The organism is Bradyrhizobium sp. UBA2491, assembly GCF_002341725.1.
GTDB lineage: Bacteria > Pseudomonadota > Alphaproteobacteria > Rhizobiales > Xanthobacteraceae > Bradyrhizobium.
The window spans coordinates 100,526-120,194 of sequence record NZ_DDOP01000039.1; the positions used below are offsets into that span (position 1 = coordinate 100,526).

Sequence of the window (19,669 nt, forward strand, 5' to 3'; positions counted from 1 at the left end):
ATCGGCACCCGGCTTTCCCTGTGCCCTCTTCGAGATGAGGGCGAGACAAGAAGCAAACCTCGGGCAAATCATGTCGCGAGAATGCGAAGTTGTGATTCACCGGCCGTGCCTCACATTCACCGTCGTCCCGGCGAAGGCCGGGACCCATTACCCCAAATGAAAATTGTTGCGCGATGCCGGAACGACGAGTCTCGCCGACAACGTCCGCTGCGGCGTATGGGTCCCGGCCTGCGCCGGGACGACGCGGGGAAAAAGTCTCGTCCCACGCACGTGTCATCGCCCGCGGATACTTTTCGCGGGTGACGGCACTGAGAAGTCTCCGCGACATTGCGCCGCGAACCGCGCTGCGGCGCAACAATCAAAATGAGACTGCCCGTTAAGCACTCCCGCGGCGACGACATCCGCGCCGCGCCTGCCTTCGGCTAGCTTTGCCGGCAACAACCGGACGCCCATCAGCCTTCGTGCCGCGTGGACGCCGGTGACAACACAGAGGGAGGAGAACGATGTTGAAAGGCAGTTTGGGACTGATTGCGTTGAGCAGCCTGTTGCTATCAGGCACGGCGTTCGCCCAGGAGAAGATCAAGGTCGGTGTCACCGCGACGCTCGAGGGCACCTACACCGTGCTCGGCGAGGACGGCATGCGCGGCTTCCAGACGGCACTCAATGTGCTCGGCAAGAAGATCGGCGACAAGGAACTCGAATTCGTGGTCGCCTCGACCGACGCGACGCCGGACTCCGCGGTGCGCGCGGTACGCAAGCTGATCGAGCAGGACAAGGTGCAGATCCTGCTGTCGCCGCTGTCCGGCGACGAAGGCATCGCGGTGAAGAACTTTGCGAAAACCAAGCCCGAGCTGACCTTCGTCAACGCCGCCTCCGGTGCGCAGGAAGCAACCTATGTCGATCCGGCGCCGAACTTCTTCCGCTACAACATGGACGGCGCCCAGTGGCAGGTCGGCCTCGGCAAATACGCCTATGAGACCAAGGGTTATCGCAAGATCGCGACCGTCGGCGAGGACTATTCCTTCATCTACACCCAGGTGTTCGGCCTGGTGCTCGAATTCTGCGGCGCCGGCGGCCAGGTCACGAGCCGGCAATGGGTGCCGCTTGGCACCAAGGACTTCGCCTCCGTCATCGCAGCCCTCCCCGACGATGTCGATGCGATCTATCTCGGCCTCGGCGGCGCCGACGCCGTCAACTTCCTCAACCAGTATCAGCAGGCGGGCGGCAAGGCGCATCTGATGGGCGGCTCGATCATGATCGACCAGACCATCCTGTCGTCGAAGGGCAGCGCCAAGAACGCGCTGGTCGGCACCATCGCCGCGAGCGGTCAGGCCGATACCTGGGAAGATCCGGGCTGGCAGAAATTCGTCAAGGCCTACCAGGACGCCTTCCCGCCGGCCAAGCGCTTCCCGAGCCCGTCGCTGCTCGCCACCAACTATTACGACTCGACGATGGCCCTGATCCTGGCGCTGCGTCAGGTCAATGGCGATCTCTCCAACAACCAGGCCAAGCTCAAGGATGCGCTGGCGAAGATCGAGATCGACGCGCCGAACGGCAAGATCAAGCTCGACGCCAACCGCCAGGCGATCGGCACCAACTTCGTCACTGAAGTGGTTGATGACGGCAAGGGAGCGCTGTTCAGCAAGGTCGTGAAGGTGATCCCGAACGTCAACCAGACGCTGGGTTACGATCCGGCGGTTTTCGCCAAGATCGGCCTGCCGAGCCGCACGGTCCCGGAGTGCAAGAAGTACTGACGTATTTGTTGCAGTGCAGGCAAAGTGGCCGCGGCATGATGCGCGGTTGCATCAACGGCCCTGCTCGCCCTTGCTTTCCGCGGGCGGATGATGAACGCTTGTCGAAAAGACAAGAACATCCCGCGGGAGGGGAGGCATGAGCAGGGCGCTTGCCGTCTTCCACGGCCGGTTTGGTCGCGCGACGGTCTATCAGTTGAACCGTCCCTTCAACGTGCACGCGCACCGCGAAGGTCACTTGATCTTTCATGTCGGCGGGACGCCGGCGCAGATCGACGTCTCCGATCAGCGCCTGCTGCTCAAGGACGACACCGTGGTTGCGGTCAACCCGTGGGAACCGCATAATTTTCTGCCGACCGACATGGCCCATGGCGCGATCTTCTTCGTGCTCTATGTCAACGCCGAATGGTTCACGCCGACGGCGAATGCGCAGGGGATGCGGTTCGGCCGCACCTTCTTTCCGCGCACCGAGGCACTCGACCGGCTGATCCGCCGCACCGCAGCGCTGGTGTGCGGTGCGCCGTCGCTGCGCAGCCTCGATTGCGAGCTCCGGCAACTGATCGATTCCTGCTACGAGGAGAGCTGGCAGACCGCCGGGAGTGCGCCAACGGCCGCCGCGGTAACCGATTTTCGGGTCCGCAAGTCGATCCGGCTGATGTCGGAAAGCCCCGGCGCCGAGATCGAGCTCGATGCGATCGCACGCGAGGCCGGGCTGTCGCGGCCGCACTTCTATCGGCTGTTCCGCACCCAAACCGGCGTCACCCCTCACCTCTACATGAACACGCTGATCATGGAGCAGGCGCTCGACGCGCTGGTGGCGACCGAATCCCCGATCGCCGATATCGGCTTCGATCTCGGCTTCTCGTCGCAGAGCGGCTTCACCCGCTTCTTCGCCGCCAATGTCGGCATGGCCCCGACCGACTATCGCCGCGCCGCCAAGGTGTTGCGGCCGTGAACGAGTTCCGCGCAACGATGGAGCCGCGATAAAAGATACTCTCGATCAAATCCGGAGCTTTCGCCCTCGGTAGGATGCGCGGCACGCGACCCGACAGACGGTCGCGACGTCAGAGGGAAACGCGACGGAGATGGCCAGGTTCATCGAACGCCATCCGGCCTGGGCGCTGATCGTGATCATCGCGGTCGCGGTGCTCGCGTGGCTGGTGTTCGCGATCTGGCCGCCGGGACTGGAAGCCGCTGTTGGCCGCAAGCGCGTGTTCCTCAACGCCGTGCTGAACGGCATCACGCTGGGCGGGCTGTATTTCCTGGTGGCGAGCGGCTTCACGCTAATCTTCGGCCTGATGCGCAACGTCAACCTCGCGCACGGCTCGCTCTATCTGTTCGGCGGCTATGTCGGCTATGCCGTCAGCACCTGGACCGGGTCCTGGATCCTGTCCTTCATCGTCGCCTTCATCGCGGTGGCGCTCGTCGGGGTGATCCTGCAAATCGCCGTGTTCCGCCGCATGGAGGGGCAGGACCTCAGGCAGACCATGGTCACGATCGGGCTCTCGATCGTGTTCGCCGACCTGATGCTGTGGGTGTTCGGCGGCGACTTCTACCAGGTCCAGACCCCGAGCTGGCTGATCGGCCCGGTGCAGCTGCCGCTGCTGACCGCGTTCAAATCCTCCGGCGAGCCGGTCTATCTGCAATATCCGCTGGTGCGGCTCGTTATCCTCGCCGCGTCAGTCATGATCGGGATCGCGATGTGGCTGGCGCTTAACCGCACCCGGATCGGCATGATCGTGCGCGCCGGCGTCGATGACCGCGACATTCTCGCTGCGACCGGGGTACGGATCCAGCTGGTGTTCGTGCTGGTGTTCGCGCTCGGCGCGGGGCTTGCCGGCATCGCCGGCGTCGTCGGCGGCACCTTCCAGTCGCTGTCGCCGGGCGAGGACACGCGCTTCCTGCTCGCCTCGCTGGTGGTCGTGATCGTCGGCGGCATGGGCTCGATCCCGGGGGCCGCGCTCGGCGCCGTGATCATCGGGCTCGCCGAGCAGCTCGGCTCGGTCTACATCCCGACCTACGCCATCGTCGTCACCTTCCTGATCATGGTGCTGGTGCTGGCGCTGCGGCCGCAGGGCCTGCTCGCGAGGCGATGAGATGTCGTTGCTGCAGAGCACCCAGCTTCGTCCCGACCGATCCGCCAACGCGACCCGCCGCGCGCTGATCGGCGCCTGGCCGGAATTCCAGAACCCGGCGGCCTGGCTGGTCGCGCTGATCCTCGTGATCATGCCGCTGATCGCCAACGGCTTCTTCCTGATCGAGATCTTCGCCACCACGCTGATCCTCGGCATCATCGCATTGAGCCTGATGTTCCTCGCCGGCTATGGCGGCATGGTCAGCCTGATGCAGCTCACCATCGCGGGCTTCGCCGGCTACATGGTCGCGGTGTTCGGCGTCAGCGGCAGCACCAATATCAGCCTCGGCTGGCCGTGGTGGCTGGCAACGCCGATGGCACTGGCGCTGGGGACGCTGTTCGGCACGCTCGGCGGCGCGCTCGCGGTGCGCACCGAGGGCATCTACACCATCATGATCACGCTGGCGATCGGCGCCGCGTTCTACTATTTCACCAATCAGAACTGGGCGATCTTCAACGGCCATACCGGCCTCAACACCGTCGCGACGCCGCATTTCTGGGGCGTCGACTGGCGTTCCGATATCGCCTTCTATTATGTGACGCTCGGCGTCGCCGCGGTCTGCTACTTCGCGGTCCAATATGTCTCGCGGGCGCCGTTCGGCCTCGCGTTGCAAGGCGTGCGCGACAACTCGCGGCGCATGGCGGCGCTCGGCTTCAACCCCAATGCCCACCGCATCGCGGCCTACGCCTTCGCGGCCTTCATCGCCGCACTCGGCGGCGTGTTGCAGGTCTGGAACTACCGCCAGATCTCGCCCGGCTCGGTCAGCGTCGGCGCTTGCATCGATGTCCTGATCATCGCCGTGGTCGGCGGCATCACGCGGCCAATCGGCCCGTTCATCGGCGCGCTGATCTTCGTGCTGCTGCGCACCTTCGCGCTCGACGTGCTGATCAAGCTCGGGCTCGACGGCAACCGCTTCCGGCTGCTGATCGGGCTCGGCTTCCTCGCCATCGTGTTCTGGTCGTCCGACGGCGTGATCGGGCTGTGGGAGCGCTGGCGGCGCCGCAATACGACCTCGACGCAACGTCCGGGCGGAGGCCGCCATGGATAGCGTCGCGCAACGGCTATCAGCGGTCGGCGCCGGCGCAGCGCTGGAATTGCGCGGCGTGACGCGGCTATTCGGCGCGCTGGCGGCGCTGACCGACGTCACCATCACGGTGCGTCCCGGCGAACGACGCGCCGTGCTCGGCTCGAACGGCGCCGGCAAGACTACGCTGTTCAACTGCATCACCGGCGACTTCCCGCCCTCCTCCGGCACGATCCGCTTCTTCGGCGAGGACATCACCCAGTTCCCGCCCTATGAGCGCATCCGCCGGGGCTTGCGCCGCACCTATCAGATCTCGGCGCTGTTCCCCGGCCTCACCGTGCAGGACAACGTCTACCTCGCCTGCCGCGGCGTCTCGCGCGGCCGCTTCTCGTTCCTGCGCCCCGGACAGAACGACGCGCTGATGCACGCAACCGAGACGCTGGTGCAGGCCGTGCACCTCACCGGCGTCAAGGACCAGCGCGTCGCCGAGCTCGCGCATGGCCAGCAGCGCCAGCTCGAGATCGCGTTGGCGCTGGCCGGCGCGCCGCGCTTCATCCTGTTCGACGAGCCGGCTGCCGGACTGTCGCCGACCGAGCGGCGCGAGCTGATCGAGATCCTGACCTCGCTGCCGGCGCATATCGGCTACATCATCATCGAGCACGACATGGACGTCGCGCTGCGCGTCGTCGAGAGCGTGACGATGATGCACAATGGCCGCATCTTCAAGGAGGGCCTGCCGCGCGAGATCGAATCCGATCCCGAGGTGCAAGAGCTTTATCTTGGAGGCGGCCATGAATGACCGCCGCGCCGCGCACGCGCTCGAAGTGAAGGGCCTCGACGTCTATTACGGCCATTCGCACGCGCTACAGGGCGTCGATCTCACGCTCGACACCGGGGTGTTCTCGGTGGTCGGCCGCAACGGCATGGGCAAGACCACGTTGTGCAAGGCGATCATGGGCCTGGTCCGCGCCAACGGTGGTTCGATCCGGATTCGCGGCGAGGAAGTCACAAAACTCAATCCGGCGCGGATTGCCCGGCTCGGTGTCGGCTACGTGCCGCAGGGACGGCGCCTGTGGCGCTCGCTGACCGTCGACGAACACCTTGCGCTCGCCGGCGGCCTGCGCCGTGGCGCCTGGACCATCGAGCGCATCTACGACACGTTCCCGCGGCTCGCCGAGCGCAAGACCAATGGCGGCAACCAGCTCTCCGGCGGCGAGCAGCAGATGCTGGCGATCTCGCGCGCGCTGCTGACGAACCCGCAACTCCTGATCATGGACGAGCCGACCGAGGGCCTCGCGCCCGTGATCGTCGCGCAGGTCGAGGACATGCTGCTGCGGCTCGGCGATGAAGGCGACATCTCGGTCCTGGTCATCGAGCAGAATATCGGCGTCGCAACGGCGGTGTCGCGCAACGTCGCGATCATGGTCAATGGCCGGATCAATCGCATCATCGACTCCGCCCGCCTCGCCACCGATCGCGAGTTGCAGCAGCGGCTGCTCGGCGTCGGTACCCACGGCACGGACGAGACCGACGCCGGGGCTGCTACCGCGAAAGCGGAAGCTGCCAGCGCACCGCAGCCGGAGCGCAAGGGACCGGTCCGCATCTACATCTCCAATCCCGTGCTGCCGACGCGCTGGTCGCAGCCGGTGCCAATCGCGCGCATCGAAGCCGCAGCGCGGACGCAGTCGACCGGCGTCGCACGGCTTGAAGAGGCCACGCGGCAGCGACGCGAGCCAACGGCGACAAGGACGTCAGGACCACCGGTCGTACTGGTAGTCGGCACGCTAGACACCAAGGGCGCAGAGCTGCGCTTCATCCGCGATATCATCACGGGTAGCGGCCTGCGCACGCGACTGGTCGATGTCTCGACCAGCGGCAAGGCGGCGAGCTGCGACGTCACCGCGCAGGAGATCGCGCTGAATCACGGCCGCGGCGGCTCCGGCGTCTTCGGCGCCGATCGCGGCGCCTCGGTGACGGCGATGGCGGACGCGTTCGAGCGGTGGCTGCGACGGCAGGGCAATGTCGCCGGCATCATTTCGGCCGGCGGCTCCGGCGGCGCCTCCCTCGTCGCCCCCGGCATGCGTACGCTGCCGGTCGGCGTGCCCAAGCTCATCATCTCCTCGGTCGCCTCCGGCGACGTCGGTCCCTATGTCGGGCCCGCCGACATCACCATGATGTATTCGGTCACCGACGTGCAGGGCCTCAACTCGATCTCGCGCGCCGTGCTCGGCAACGGCGCCCATGCGCTGGTCGGCATGGTCAAGGCTCGGCTCGACGACCAGGCCGGCAAGCAGCGTGAGACGAACGCCGGTCTTCCTGCCATCGGCATCACCATGTTCGGCGTCACCACGCCGGCCGTGCAGAAGATCGCGGCCGACCTGCGCGAGGATTTCGAGTGTCTCGTGTTCCACGCCACCGGCGTCGGCGGCCGCTCGATGGAAAAGCTGGTCGAATCCGGACAGCTCGCCGGCGTGATCGATCTCACCACGACCGAAGTCTGCGACCTCCTGATGGGCGGCGTGTTCCCGGCCACCGAGGATCGCTTCGGCGCCATCATCCGCAACCGTGTGCCCTATGTCGGCTCGGTCGGCGCGCTGGACATGGTCAACTTCGGCGCGCCTGACACCATCCCGGAGCGTTACCGGCAGCGCAAATTCCACGTCCATAATCCGCAGGTCACCTTGATGCGGACCACGCCGGAAGAGAACGAGCGGATGGGCCGCTGGATCGGCGAACGCCTCAACCAGATGGATGGGCCGGTGCGCTTCTTCCTGCCCGAGGGCGGCGTCTCCGCGCTCGATGCGCCGGACCAGCCGTTCTGGGATCCCGATGCCGACGCCGCGCTGTTCCGCGCGCTGGAGCGCACCGTGCGCCAGACCGGCAACCGCCAGATCATTCGCGTCAAGCGCAACATCAACGATCCCGAGTTCACCGCTGCCATCGTCAACGCGTTCCGCCCCTTGCTCGGACGCTCCGGTGGCCGGCGCAGAGTGGCGAGGTGACCCATGGCGAGGTTTGAACGCGCGGCACTGTTGAAGAAGTTTCACGCCATGATCGCACGCGGCGAGCCGATCGTCGGCGGCGGCGCCGGCACCGGACTTTCGGCGAAATGCGAGGAAGCCGGCGGCGTCGACCTGATCGTGATCTACAATTCCGGGCGCTACCGCATGGCCGGCCGCGGCTCGCTGGCCGGACTGATGCCCTACGGCGATGCCAACGCGATCGTCATCGAGATGGCCGCCGAAGTCCTGCCGGTCGTGACCAGCACGCCGGTGCTCGCCGGCGTCAACGGCACCGACCCGTTCCGCGACATGGACGTATTCCTCGACCAACTCAAGGCACTCGGCTTCGCCGGCGTGCAGAATTTTCCGACCGTCGGCCTGATCGATGGCACCTTTCGCGCCAATCTCGAAGAAACCGGCATGTCCTACGCGCTCGAGATCGACATGATCGCGAAAGCGAACGATAAGGACATGCTGACCACGCCCTATGTGTTCAGCGAGCAGGAAGCGACCGCGATGGCGATCGCGGGTGCCGACATCATCGTCTGCCATATGGGCCTCACCACCGGCGGCACGATCGGCGCCCAGACCGCGCTCAAGCTCGCCGACTGTCCCGCCCGCATCGAGGCCTGGGCGGAGGCCGCGCTCAGCGTCAATTCGAACATCATCGTGCTCGCGCATGGCGGTCCGATCGCGGACCCCGCCGACGCCGATTTCATCATGAAGAAGACCCGCAACTGTCACGGCTTTTACGGCGCTTCCTCGATGGAGCGCCTGCCGGTCGAGCGGGCGCTGACGGAACAGGTTCGCAAATTCAAGGCGATCGGCGCGCGCTAGAGCCGCCGTGACCAAGGGAGGAAGAGATGTCGGGGATGCTGGTCGGTGAATTGATCCTCTGGCTCATCGTCGCAATCGTCGCGATCATCATCATCGTCTATGTCGTGAACTGGCTGTATCATCGCTCATCGAAGGAGGTCTCCTTCGTCCGCACCGGTTTCATGGGCGAGCGGGTGGTGATCAATGGCGGCGCCTTCGTGCTGCCGTTCATCCACGACTATACGCCGGTCAACATGAACGTGCTGCCGATGGGGATCGTGCGTTCCCGGCAGGATGCCGTGATCACCCGCGACCGCATGCGCGTCGACATCGAGGCCGATTTCTATGTCCGGGTCCAGCCGACCCGCGACGCCGTCTCGATCGCCGCCGCGACGCTCGGCCGCCGTACCATGGAGCCGGAGCAACTCCACACCCTGCTGTCAGGCAAGTTCATCTCCGCGATCCGCTCGGTTGCGTCAGAGATGACGATGGAACAGATGCACGAGCAGCGCGGCGACTATGTCGCGCGCGTCAAGGCCAATGCCGCCGAGGCGCTGGCGCAGAACGGCCTGGAGTTGGAGTCGGTCGCGATCACCGATCTCGACCAGACCGACCTCGAATATTTCAACCCCTCGAACCGCTTCGATGCCGAAGGCTTGACCCGGCTGATGGAGGACATCGAGGCCAAGCGCAAGCTCCGCAACGACATCGAGCAGGACTCGATGATCAAGATCCGGTCCCGCAATCTGGAGGCGGAGCGTCAGGCGCTGGAGATCGAGCGCGAAAGCGAAACCGCCCGCCTCGAACAGGAGCGCGACATCGAGATGCGCCGCGCTTTGCAGCGCACCGAGGTGGCCCGCGAGCGCGCGCTACGCGAAACCGAGGCCGAGCAGGCCCAGATCCTGGCGCGGGAAGCGATCGAGAAGTCGCGCATCGCCAACGAGCAGGCGATCACCGAAGCCCGCATCGCCTCCGAACGCGAGACCCGGCACAAGGAGATCGAGCGAACCCGCGCGGTCGAGGAGAAGGAGCTCCTGGCCCGCGAGGAGATCGAGAAGGTCCGGATCGCCAACCAGCGCTCGGTCGACACCACCCGCATAGCGTCGGAGCGCGAGGTACGCCAGCGCGAGATCGAGCGGATGCGCACGGTCGAGGAGGCCGAGATCGCCGCGCGTGAAGCGATCGAGAAGGCCCGCATCCAGCAGGACCGCGTCGTCACCGATGCTCGCATCGCCAATGAGGAGGAGACCCGTCGTCGCGAGATCGAGCGCACCCGCGCGGTCGACGAGGCCGAGATCGCGGCCCGCGAGGCGACCGAGAAGGCGCGCATTGCCCAGACCATGACGGTCAATGTGGAACGCATCTCCTCCGACGAGCGCACCCGCGCGCTGGAGATCCAGCAAGTACGCACCATCCAGGAAGCGGAGATCGAGGCGCAGAAGGCGGTGGAGGCCGCCCGCATCATCAGAGAAAAGACACTGGCCGCCGAGCGCATCGCGGCCGACCACACCACGCGCAAGCTGGAGATCGAGCGCAACCAGGCGGTCGAGATCGCCGGCATCAGCGCCCGCGAGGCCACCGAAGCGTCGCGGATCGCCCAGGAAGAGCATGTCCGGGCACTCGAAATCGCCCGCACCCGCGCGATCGAGGAGGCCGACATCGCCTCGCGTGAGGCAATCGAGGCAGCGCGCATTACGCAGGAGAAGTCGGTCGCCGCGCAGCGCATCCGTGCAGAGCGGGACACGCGCGGGCTGGAGATCGAGCGCACTGAGGCGATCGAGGCCGCCGAGCTGAGGCGCCGCGACGCCATCGAGCGGCAGCGGATCGATGTCGAGCTGACGCTGGAGAGCGAGCGGATCGCCTCCTCCCGGACCCGCGAGGTGCTCAACATCGACCAGAAGAAGACCATCGAGCTCGCCGACGAGGAGCGCGTGATCGCGCTGGCCGCCAAGCGCTCCGAGCGGATCGACGCCGACCGGCAGGTCCGGCAGGCCGAGATCACCGCCCGCAAGGAGGTCGACACCACAGACGTCTCGCGCGAGCAGGCGCTGGAAGCCGCGCGGATCGCACGACGGCGTGCGATCGAGCAACTCGAAGTCGCCCGCAACCAGTCGCTGCAAGAGGCCGAGATCGCGGCCCGCGAGGAAGTGGAGCGCGCGCGGATTGCCTCCGACCGTGGACTCGACGAGGCCCGCATCGGCCGCGAGCGCGAGCTGCGCAAGCTCGAGGTCAATCGCGAGAAGGACGTCGAGACCGCGCTGATGGAGAAGGCCATCGCGCTGCATCAGAAATCGTTGGAGGAATCCGCGGCGCGCGCCGCGGCCGAGGACGCCCGGATCCACGCGACGGAAGCGGCCGAGCGCGTCGTCACCGCCCGCGAGAGCGAGATCGCCAAGCGGCGCAAGACGGTCGAGGTGCTGCTGGCCGAGAAGCAGGCCGAGGAGACAAGGATCGCGGCCGAAGCCGAGCGCGTCCGTGCCGCGGTCGAGGCCGAAGCGCAGCGGATGCTCAACGAGGCCGAGAACGTGCTGACCGATCAGGCGCGCTACTCGCTGTTCCGCCGCAAGCTGCTCGATCGCATCGAGGGCATCGTGCGCGAGAGCGTCAAGCCGATGGAGAAGATCGAAGGCATCCGCATCCTCCAGGTCGATGGCCTCAACGGCAACGGCCATGGCAACGGCAGCGGCCGCAGCGCCACCGACGAGGTGATCGACTCGGCGCTACGTTATCGGGTGCAGGCGCCGCTGATCGACTCGATCCTGTCGGATATCGGCGTCGAGGGCGGTAGTCTCGCCAAGATGCCCGGCCTGATCCGCGAGGCCCGCGACATGCAGGGCATCAAGGATGCCGCGCGCAAGAGCGATGGCGATGCCAAGCCCGCAGCGCCCGAGGGCGGCGGCGAACCGCGCTCCGAACGCCCGTCACGCAAGAAGGACTGAGCCCGCGCCATGGCACGAGTCTACGTCTCCACCGTCGTCAACGCCCGCAACGACAGGGTCTGGGCCCGCGTACGCGACTTCAACGGCCTGCCGAACTGGCATCCCGCGATCGCGGAAAGCCGGATCGAGGGCGGCGAGCCCTCGGACAAGATCGGCTGCGTCAGGGATTTCCGGCTGCGCAACGGCGATCGCATCCGCGAGAAGCTGCTCGGGCTGTCCGACTACGACATGTTCTGCACGTACTCGATCCTCGAATCGCCGATGGGCGTCGAGAACTACGTCGCGACCCTGCGGCTGACGCCGGTCACCGATGGCGACCAGACCTTCCTGGAATGGACCGCCGAGTTCGATTGCGCGCCGGAGCGCGAGGCCGAGCTCGTCAACAATATCGGCGGCGGCGTGTTTCAGGGCGGCTTCGACGCGCTGAAACGGGCATTCGGGGGATGAAGACGTGATCGCGACTGCTCCGATCAAGGCACACTGCGCCCCCTCGCCCCGCTTGCGGGGAGAGGGTTGGGGTGAGGGGGAGTCTCCACGGGGACGGCAGCAGTTTGGCCCGTGGAGAGTCCCCCTCATCCGGAATTTGCGCGGCGCGCAAATTCCGACCTCTCCCCGCAAGCGGGGCGAGGTGAAGAAGCCCGCTCGAATCGGAAACGGTGGGATGTAGCCGTGCCGCATATCGTCAAAAGCACCATCCTGGAAGCACCGACCGATGCGGTGTGGGCGGTGCTGCGCGATTTCAACGGCCACGATCATTGGCACCCGACGGTCGCGAGCAGCGGCATCGAGCGCGCACAGCCGTCCGACAAGATCGGCTGCGTCAGGCGGTTCAAGCTGAAGGACGGCGCCGAGCTGCGCGAGCAGTTGCTGGCGCTGTCCGATCTCGAACAGAGTTTCAGCTACTGCCTGCTCGATACGCCGGTCCCGATGTTCAACTATGTGGCACATGTCCGCCTGCTGCCGGTCACCGACGGCGACCGCACCTTCTGGCACTGGGAATCGCGCTTCACGACGCGGACCGAAGACCGGGACCGTATCACGCAGATGGTCGCCGAGGATATCTACCAGGCCGGGTTCGAGGCCATCCGCCGGCATCTGAAGGAGGCCGCGTAAGCGGGAAGCACACCATGCCAGTCACGGTGAAGACCTTCACCAACACCCATGACGCGGCGGCGGCGCTGTCGTCGGATCGCAGCGCCCGCTATCTCGGCGGCGGCACGCTGGTGATGCGGGCGCTGAACGAGGGCGACATCTCGATCTCGACCGTCGTACGCGCCAGCGACCAAACAATGACGAGGATCGACGCCACAGGCTCACGCATCACGCTCGGCGCTGGAGTGACCTTCGCGCGCATCCTGGCCGAACGCGATCTGGGCTTCCTGCACGCTCCTGCACGCTCGATCGGCGGGCCGGCGGTGCGCAACATGGGCACGGTGGGCGGCAATCTGTTCGCGCCAGTACCCTATGGCGACTTCACGGTTGCGATGCTCGCGCTCGATGCCATGGTGTCGGTCCAGGGCGGCCTCGGCGGCCGCGAGATCCCGATCGACGAGTTCCTGCAATCGCGCGACCGGCAGACCGGCGTGCTGGTGCTGGCGATCTCCTTTGCCAAGCCCGGCAGCGCCGATGCCTTCCGCTATCGCAAGATCGCACGGATCAAGCCCAAGGGCGGCGCCGTCATCACGCTCGCAGTGCATCTGCCGGTCAATGGCAGTCGCATCGTCGGCGCCCGGGTCGCGCTCGGCTCGATGGCACCGACCCCGATCCGCGCGCGTGCCGCCGAACGCGCATTAGAAGGCCGATCACTCGATAGCTCCACGATCAACGCGGCTGCCGCGGCGGCCGTGGAAGGGACTTCGCCCGGCGACAATGCGCTCGCCAGCGCCTGGTATCGCCGCGAGATCGTCGGCGTGCATCTCCGCCGCCTGTTGTCCGGTCAGGAATAATCGTGATGGCCAAGACTGCCCTTCAATTCCAACACAACGGCCGCGACGTCGCGATCTTCGTCGACGGTGGCACCAACCTTTTGGTCGCACTGCGCGAGCTGATCGGCGACATGACGCCGAAATTCGGCTGCGGCCAGGGCGGCTGCGGCACCTGTAGCGTGCTGATCGACGGCGAGCTGCATCTGTCCTGCCTGACGCTGGCCGAAACGGTCGCCGGCCGGTCGGTCGAGACGCTCGACGGCATCAAGGACGGCCCCAATCTGCATCCGTTGCAGCGCGCCTTCGCCGAGAATTTCGCCGCGCAGTGCGGCTACTGCACGCCGGGCATGCTGATGGCCGCGAAGGCGTTGCTCGACCGCAACCCGCAGCCGAGCCGGGCTGAAGTGGTCGAGGCGATCTCCGGCAACATCTGCCGCTGCACCGGCTATGAGCCGATCATCAACGCCGTGCTGGCTGCCGCATCCGGCGGCCGCGCTCGCGCGTAAGGAATAGTGCCATGCTGGAATTGCGCAAGGACCTGTTCGCCGACGAGCGCGACGATAACCTCAAGGAAATCGGCAAGGGCACGCAGCGCCAGGACATGCTCGGCCATGTCACCGGCACCTCGCCCTATTTCGACGATCACAAGCTTCAAGGCATGCTGCACTTGAAGGTGGTCCGCAGCGCGCATCCGCATGCACGGTTGCGCCGCATCGACACCACGGAGGCCGAGCGGTCGCAGGGGGTGCGGCGGGTGATCCGCGCTTCCGACGTGCCGCGCAATCTGAACACGCTGCTCTCTCTGATCAATTTCGGCAAGGACGACGAGCCGTCGCTTGCGGTCGACAAGGTGCGCTACAAGGGCGAGCCGATCGTGGCCATCGTCGCCGACAGCCCGCGCGAAGCCTATGAGGCGATCGCCAAGGTCAAGATCGACTACGAAGTGCTACCGGCGGTGTTCGACGTCGAGGATGCGCTGAAGTCCGGCGCGCCCGTGGTCAATGAGGTCTATCCCAAGAACACCTTCACCTATCACGAGACCTACGACCGCCAGCAGCTCCGCTTCGGCGACGCCGACCGCGCGCTCGCCACAGCCGACCATGTGCTGGAGCAGCGCTACCAGATGTCGCCGATCGAGCACGCCCCGACCGAGACCAACGGCTCGATCGCGGCGCCCGACACCAATGGCCGCTATATCGTCTACACCTCGACGCAGGCGCTGTTCTTCTCGGTCGACACCTGCGCCAAGATTCTCGACGTGCCTTCCAACACCTTCCACTTCATCGGCGGCACCGTCGGCGGCGGGTTCGGCGGCAAGGTCGACACGCTGACCGAGCCGCTCTGCATCCTCGGCGCGATGCTAACCGGGCGCCCGGTGCGCTATGTGTTCGGGCGCGAAGAGGAGATGCAATATGGCCCGCCGCGCGGCGCCGAGCGCATCTACATCAAGGACGGCGTGATGCGCGACGGCCGCGTCGTTGCCCGCAAGGTGCGCGCCTATTTCGACAGCGGCGCCTATACGCGGCTGTCGAGCTATGCGGCGGTGAAATGCGCCGCGCATCTGCCCGGCCCCTACACGATCCCGAACGTCCATGGCGACGTCTATTGCGTCTTCACCAACCGGACGCCGGCAACCGCGATGCGCGGCTTCGGCGTCACGGCGATGGATTTTGCCATCGAATGCCAGATGGACAAGCTCGCCCATCTCGTCGGCATGGACCCGATGGAATTCCGGATCCTCAATGCCTATCGCGACGGCGACATGAAGGCGCATCGCCGCGAGGCCAAGAACACCGCGCTGATCGAATGCGTGCAAGTTGCCGCCGAAAAGGCAAAATGGCCGCTGCGCGAGGACTTCAAGCGAATGTCGTCGCGCAAGGATGGCGGCGGTGCGCGTGCCGCGGTGTCGCCGACGCCGCGCGAAACATATGCGCCGCTGCCTGCACCATCGCAGCAGCGTACGACCTATGATCGCGCCCCGGCTGCGAGCCGCGAGCCGCCGCCACCGCCGCCCCCGTCGTCGCCGCCATCCCCTCCGCCACCGCGGCCGACCGCGCCGTCACATGGCGCCACCCGCTTCTCTTCCGTCTTCGGCACCAGGAGGCGCTGACCATGACCCGGCATCGCGGACGCGGCATCGCGTCAGTCAACTATCCCATCGGCATGAATCTCGGCGGCGATCCGAGCCAGGCGCTGGTGCATTCCAACCCGAGCGGCAAGTTCACCGTCGCATTGTCCTCGATCGATCTCGGCCAGGGCATGAAGTCGGTGACCCGGCAGATCTGCGCCGAGACGCTTGGCGTCCCGGTCGAGGACGTTTATGTCGACACCGCTGATTCCGACACCGGCCCGCATTGCATGGGCTCGTTCGCCTCGCGCGGCACCCATCGCGTCGGCAACGCCGTGATGGCGGCCGCACGGGAGGCACGCGGCGTGATGATGGAGGCGGCCGCCGAGGAGTTGGAAGTGAATGCCGCGGATCTCGAGACCGACGGCCGCGGCAATATCCACGTCAAGGGCGCGCCGCATCGCTCGATCTCGACCAAGGACGTCGCGATCGCCGCACAGTTCAAGCAGGGCAAGACCATCTCCGGCCGCGGCATCTTCCTGGTGCCGCTGTCCGACGTGAACCCGGAGACCGGTGAGATGTCGCCGGCGACGTGCTACGCCCATGCCTGCCTGGTCGCCGAGGTCGAGGTCGACGACGAGACCGGCGAGGTCGACATGGTCAGGATGGACTCGGCCTATGAACTCGGCCGCGCGCTCAATCCGCGGCTGGTCGAGCAGCAGCTCGTCGGCGGCGCCTGGATGGGCGTCAGCCACGCGCTCTACGAGACGCCGGAGCCTTACTATCCGGAGCCGGTGCACGGCCCGCGTGACTTCGTGGAATATCTGATGCCGGGCCCGGGCGACATCTGCCCGCATGACATCGCGGTGCTGGAACGCCCGGCGCCCGATGGTCCGTTCGGCGCCAAGGGACCGGGCGAGATGTGCGCCAACCCGGTGCTGCCCGCGGTCGCGAATGCGATCTTCAACGCGGTGGGCGTCCGGATCGACGATCTGCCGATCACGCCGGAGAAGGTGCTGCGCGCGATCAAGGCGCAGGGCGGCGCGCGGCCGCAGCCAAGGCGTTGAGGTTTCGGCATGCCGGTTCGCAGCAACATCGTCGGTATCGACAGCCCCGAGGCGCTGGAGAAAGCGCTGCGCGCGGCCTACTACCTCGCCGACGACGGCATCGCGACGGCCTCCTACCTTTCGCTCGCGCTCGGCAAGCCGCTGCTGTTGGAGGGCGCGCCGGGGGTCGGCAAGACCGAGGCGGCGAAGGCGATCGCCGCCGTGCTTGGCCGCAAGCTGATCCGGCTGCAATGTTACGAGGGTATCGACGCGTCCGCTGCCCTCTATGAATGGAACTACCCGCGCCAGATGCTGGCGATCCGGCAGGCCGGCGAGGAGAGCATCGACATCTACAGCGAGTCGTTCCTGATCGAGCGGCCGATGCTGGCGGCGCTGCGCGCACCTGATGCGACGGTGCTGCTGATCGACGAAATCGATCGCGCCGACCAGGAGTTCGAAGCCTTCTTGCTCGAATTCCTCTCCGACTTTCAGATCTCGATTCCGGAGCGTGGCACGATCCGCGCCGCCGAGCATCCGGTGGTGGTGTTGACCTCGAACCGGACCCGCGATCTGCACGAAGCGCTGCGGCGGCGTTGTGTGTATCACTGGATCGACTATCCGAACGCCGAGCGCGAGGCGCGGATCGTAATGATGCGGGCCTCCAGCGTCGCCGAAGCCACCGCCCGCGCCGTGGTTGCCGCGGTTGGCCGGCTGCGCCGCGAGCCGCTGAGCAAGGCGCCGGGCATCGCCGAAGCAGTCGACTGGGCGGAGGCCGCAACCCTGCTCAACAAGGGCGGCGCGCGCTGGCCCGATGCGTTCAAGCGCTCGATCGGCGTCGCGCTAAAGGACGAGGAGGACCTGCATTTCATCTCGCCGCGGCTCGATGCGATCATCGCGGAGGCGGCGGCGTGAGCGACGACCTTCAGCTGCCGCGCGCAGCGCAGATCTTCGTCTCCTTTGTCGCGCTGTTGCGCGCCAACGGCTTCTCGGTTGCGCCGGAGCAGACGACGAGCTTCCTGGCGGCGATCGAACTGCTCGGGCCACAGAGCCTCGAGCACATCCGCCGCGCCGGGCTTGCGACCCTGGCGCCGCCGCCGGAGCGCCGCGCGACCTACGACCGGCTGTTTGACATCCATTTCCGCGGCGCGGAGGCGATCGAACAGGCCGAAGGCGAGGACGAGGAGACGGTCCGCCTCCAGGAAGAGAGCCGCGGCGACGACGAACCACCGCTTGCCGACGAGGCCAATGAATCCGGGCTCGCGGCGGCGCGGGCCGAGGCGCTGGTCGAGCGCCGCTTCGCGCAAGTGCCGAGCAGCGATCCGCTCCGGCAATTGTCGCGCGAGGCGGCCCGGCGGCTGCCGCGGCGACGCGGCCACAGGCGACGCCGGGCGCGCAGCGGTCCGTTCGCCGATCTTCGGCGCACCTTGCGAGAGAGCGTCCGCAATGACGGCGAGGTGTTGCGGCTCGGGCGGATGCGCCGCCGCCAGCGCCCGCGCAAGATCCTGTTCCTGATCGATGTCTCCGGCTCGATGAAGGCGCGCACCGAGGAGAACATGCGGATCGCGCATGCGCTGGTGCAGTCGGCCGGCACCGTCGAGGTGTTCACCTTCGGCACGCGGCTGACCCGCGTGACGCCGGCGCTGCGGCTCAAGCGCCGCGAGCAGGCGCTGAACGCGGCGGCCTTCCTGGTCAGCGATTGGGACGGCGGCACCCGGATCGGCGATGCGTTGCAGGCCTTCCTCGCGGTGCCGCGGTTCGGTGGCTATGCCCGTGGCGCCGCCGTCGTGATCGTCTCCGACGGCCTCGAGCGCGGCGATCCAACGGCGCTGCGCGATGCGGTGGCAAAATTGTCTCGCCGGGCCTGGCGGGTGAGTTGGTTGACGCCGCTCGCGACCGCTCCCGGCTTCAAGCCGCAAACTGAGGCGCTGCTCGCGATCCAGCGCTTTGTCGATGATCTCGTGGACGGCGGAACGAGCGCGGCCGTGGTCGCGCATCTGCTGTCGCTTGCAACAAGGAGAGCTGCGTGACCGGCATCGTCGACGGACATCATCACATCTGGCGGCAGGCCGATCTGGCCTGGCTGTCCGGGCCGATGCAGCCGCGCATCTTCGGTCCCTATGAGCCGATCCGCCGCGACTACCCGATCGAGGAATATCTCGCCGACCTCGAGGGCACCGGCGTCACCCGCTCGGTCTATGTCCAGACCAACTGGCCGAACGGCCAGTTCGAGGACGAGGCAGCCTGGGTGCAGCAGACCGCGGATCAGCATGGCTGGCCGCATGCGCTGGTCGCCTATGCCGACTTCTCGGTCGACGATGTCCGCCCGCAGCTCGATCGCCTCAAGCGCTATCCGCTGGTGCGCGGCGTGCGCATGCAGCTGCACTGGCACGAGAACCCGCTCTATCGGTTCGCGGCGCGCCCCGACCTCTGTGCGGATCCCGTGATCCGGCGCAACGTCGGACACCTCGCGGACTATGGCTGGAGTTTTGATCTCCAGGTGTTCGCGCCGCAAATGGCCGACGCCGCCGGTCTCGCCGAAGCCTGCCCGGACGTGACCTTCGTCCTCCAGCATGCCGGCATGCTGGCGGACCTGTCGCCGCAAGGCCGCGCTGCCTGGCGCGCCGACATGGCACGGCTGGCGCAATGTCCCAACGTGGTATCGAAGCTGTCCGGGCTCGGCACCTTCATCCATCGCAACGATCCAGCACATATCGCCGGCATCGTGACCGACACCGTCGCGATCTTCGGCGCGGACCGCTGCCTGTTCGGCTCGAACTTTCCGATCGAGAAGCTGTGGACCAGCTATCGCGATCTGATCGACGCCTTCAAGGCGGCCGTCGGGCCGCTCAGCCCCGCGCAGCGCGACGCGATCTTCAGCACGACGGCGGAACGGGTCTATCGGCTGGGGCCATCGGCGCCGCGAGCACGAACATGACAATGAACAGGAATTGGGAGGGAAAGCG

17 protein-coding genes are annotated in these 19,669 nt (G+C 66.7%); all 17 read left to right on the top strand.

Annotated features, from left to right (window positions below; genetic code table 11):
• Positions 1 to 503: 503 nt before the first annotated feature.
• The 17 genes from B2W55_RS11765 to B2W55_RS11845 all read left to right on the top strand — a co-directional run bounded on the left by B2W55_RS11765 (position 504) and on the right by B2W55_RS11845 (position 19,641).
• Positions 504 to 1,754, top strand: a complete 1,251-nt coding sequence (locus tag B2W55_RS11765) for an ABC transporter substrate-binding protein (protein WP_024583054.1) — start codon at positions 504 to 506, stop codon at positions 1,752 to 1,754.
• 136 nt (positions 1,755 to 1,890) lie between these two features.
• Positions 1,891 to 2,706, top strand: coding sequence for a helix-turn-helix transcriptional regulator (locus B2W55_RS11770; RefSeq protein WP_024583053.1), 816 nt, complete (start codon positions 1,891 to 1,893; stop codon positions 2,704 to 2,706).
• A gap of 130 nt (positions 2,707 to 2,836) precedes the next feature.
• Positions 2,837 to 3,847, top strand: coding sequence for a branched-chain amino acid ABC transporter permease (locus B2W55_RS11775; protein WP_024583052.1), 1,011 nt, complete (start codon positions 2,837 to 2,839; stop codon positions 3,845 to 3,847).
• A gap of 1 nt (position 3,848) precedes the next feature.
• Complete coding sequence (locus B2W55_RS11780; RefSeq protein WP_024583051.1) at positions 3,849 to 4,934, top strand: branched-chain amino acid ABC transporter permease; 1,086 nt, start codon at positions 3,849 to 3,851, stop codon at positions 4,932 to 4,934.
• Entirely contained in the window at positions 4,927 to 5,709 is a 783-nt protein-coding gene (locus B2W55_RS11785) for an ABC transporter ATP-binding protein (protein WP_024583050.1), read from the top strand. The genes B2W55_RS11780 and B2W55_RS11785 overlap by 8 nt, the downstream gene beginning before the upstream one ends.
• Complete coding sequence (locus B2W55_RS11790) at positions 5,702 to 7,912, top strand: ABC transporter permease (protein WP_024583049.1); 2,211 nt, start codon at positions 5,702 to 5,704, stop codon at positions 7,910 to 7,912. The genes B2W55_RS11785 and B2W55_RS11790 overlap by 8 nt, the downstream gene beginning before the upstream one ends.
• Before the next feature lie 3 nt (positions 7,913 to 7,915).
• On the top strand, positions 7,916 to 8,749 hold the full coding sequence (locus B2W55_RS11795; protein WP_024583048.1) for a phosphoenolpyruvate hydrolase family protein: 834 nt from the start codon (positions 7,916 to 7,918) through the stop codon (positions 8,747 to 8,749).
• 26 nt (positions 8,750 to 8,775) lie between these two features.
• Positions 8,776 to 11,667, top strand: a complete 2,892-nt coding sequence (locus tag B2W55_RS11800; protein WP_024583047.1) for a flotillin family protein — start codon at positions 8,776 to 8,778, stop codon at positions 11,665 to 11,667.
• A gap of 9 nt (positions 11,668 to 11,676) precedes the next feature.
• Entirely contained in the window at positions 11,677 to 12,114 is a 438-nt protein-coding gene (locus B2W55_RS11805) for an SRPBCC family protein (RefSeq protein ID WP_016847814.1), read from the top strand.
• Between the two features lie 222 nt (positions 12,115 to 12,336).
• Entirely contained in the window at positions 12,337 to 12,780 is a 444-nt protein-coding gene (locus B2W55_RS11810; protein ID WP_024583046.1) for an SRPBCC family protein, read from the top strand.
• Between the two features lie 14 nt (positions 12,781 to 12,794).
• Positions 12,795 to 13,613 (top strand): FAD binding domain-containing protein, encoded by an 819-nt coding sequence (locus B2W55_RS11815; protein ID WP_024583045.1) that lies wholly within the window; start codon positions 12,795 to 12,797, stop codon positions 13,611 to 13,613.
• A 5-nt stretch (positions 13,614 to 13,618) separates the two neighbouring features.
• Positions 13,619 to 14,098 (top strand): (2Fe-2S)-binding protein, encoded by a 480-nt coding sequence (locus tag B2W55_RS11820; protein WP_024583044.1) that lies wholly within the window; start codon positions 13,619 to 13,621, stop codon positions 14,096 to 14,098.
• Between the two features lie 11 nt (positions 14,099 to 14,109).
• Positions 14,110 to 15,702, top strand: a complete 1,593-nt coding sequence (locus B2W55_RS11825) for a xanthine dehydrogenase family protein molybdopterin-binding subunit (protein WP_024583043.1) — start codon at positions 14,110 to 14,112, stop codon at positions 15,700 to 15,702.
• Between the two features lie 2 nt (positions 15,703 to 15,704).
• Positions 15,705 to 16,727: a xanthine dehydrogenase family protein molybdopterin-binding subunit gene (locus tag B2W55_RS11830; RefSeq protein ID WP_024583042.1), complete on the top strand. Its 1,023-nt coding sequence runs from the start codon at positions 15,705 to 15,707 to the stop codon at positions 16,725 to 16,727.
• Positions 16,728 to 16,736: 9 nt separating this feature from the next.
• Positions 16,737 to 17,618, top strand: a complete 882-nt coding sequence (locus B2W55_RS11835; protein WP_024583041.1) for an AAA family ATPase — start codon at positions 16,737 to 16,739, stop codon at positions 17,616 to 17,618.
• Entirely contained in the window at positions 17,615 to 18,733 is a 1,119-nt protein-coding gene (locus B2W55_RS11840) for a vWA domain-containing protein (protein WP_024583040.1), read from the top strand. The genes B2W55_RS11835 and B2W55_RS11840 overlap by 4 nt, the downstream gene beginning before the upstream one ends.
• Positions 18,730 to 19,641: an amidohydrolase family protein gene (locus tag B2W55_RS11845; protein ID WP_024583039.1), complete on the top strand. Its 912-nt coding sequence runs from the start codon at positions 18,730 to 18,732 to the stop codon at positions 19,639 to 19,641. The genes B2W55_RS11840 and B2W55_RS11845 overlap by 4 nt, the downstream gene beginning before the upstream one ends.
• Positions 19,642 to 19,669 lie beyond the last annotated feature (28 nt).

Bases quoted from the DNA above. Each gene is read 5' to 3' on its own strand.
- B2W55_RS11820 (WP_024583044.1), top strand. From the start codon at position 13,619: ATGGCCAAGACTGCCCTTCAATTCCAACACAACGGCCGCGACGTCGCG.
- B2W55_RS11775 (WP_024583052.1), top strand. From the start codon at position 2,837: ATGGCCAGGTTCATCGAACGCCATCCGGCCTGGGCGCTGATCGTGATC.
- B2W55_RS11800 (WP_024583047.1), top strand. From the start codon at position 8,776: ATGTCGGGGATGCTGGTCGGTGAATTGATCCTCTGGCTCATCGTCGCA.
- B2W55_RS11770 (WP_024583053.1), top strand. From the start codon at position 1,891: ATGAGCAGGGCGCTTGCCGTCTTCCACGGCCGGTTTGGTCGCGCGACG.
- B2W55_RS11795 (WP_024583048.1), top strand. From the start codon at position 7,916: ATGGCGAGGTTTGAACGCGCGGCACTGTTGAAGAAGTTTCACGCCATG.
- B2W55_RS11825 (WP_024583043.1), top strand. From the start codon at position 14,110: ATGCTGGAATTGCGCAAGGACCTGTTCGCCGACGAGCGCGACGATAAC.
- B2W55_RS11785 (WP_024583050.1), top strand. From the start codon at position 4,927: ATGGATAGCGTCGCGCAACGGCTATCAGCGGTCGGCGCCGGCGCAGCG.
- B2W55_RS11790 (WP_024583049.1), top strand. From the start codon at position 5,702: ATGAATGACCGCCGCGCCGCGCACGCGCTCGAAGTGAAGGGCCTCGAC.
- B2W55_RS11765 (WP_024583054.1), top strand. From the start codon at position 504: ATGTTGAAAGGCAGTTTGGGACTGATTGCGTTGAGCAGCCTGTTGCTA.
- B2W55_RS11805 (WP_016847814.1), top strand. From the start codon at position 11,677: ATGGCACGAGTCTACGTCTCCACCGTCGTCAACGCCCGCAACGACAGG.
- B2W55_RS11780 (WP_024583051.1), top strand. From the start codon at position 3,849: ATGTCGTTGCTGCAGAGCACCCAGCTTCGTCCCGACCGATCCGCCAAC.
- B2W55_RS11815 (WP_024583045.1), top strand. From the start codon at position 12,795: ATGCCAGTCACGGTGAAGACCTTCACCAACACCCATGACGCGGCGGCG.
- B2W55_RS11830 (WP_024583042.1), top strand. From the start codon at position 15,705: ATGACCCGGCATCGCGGACGCGGCATCGCGTCAGTCAACTATCCCATC.
- B2W55_RS11835 (WP_024583041.1), top strand. From the start codon at position 16,737: ATGCCGGTTCGCAGCAACATCGTCGGTATCGACAGCCCCGAGGCGCTG.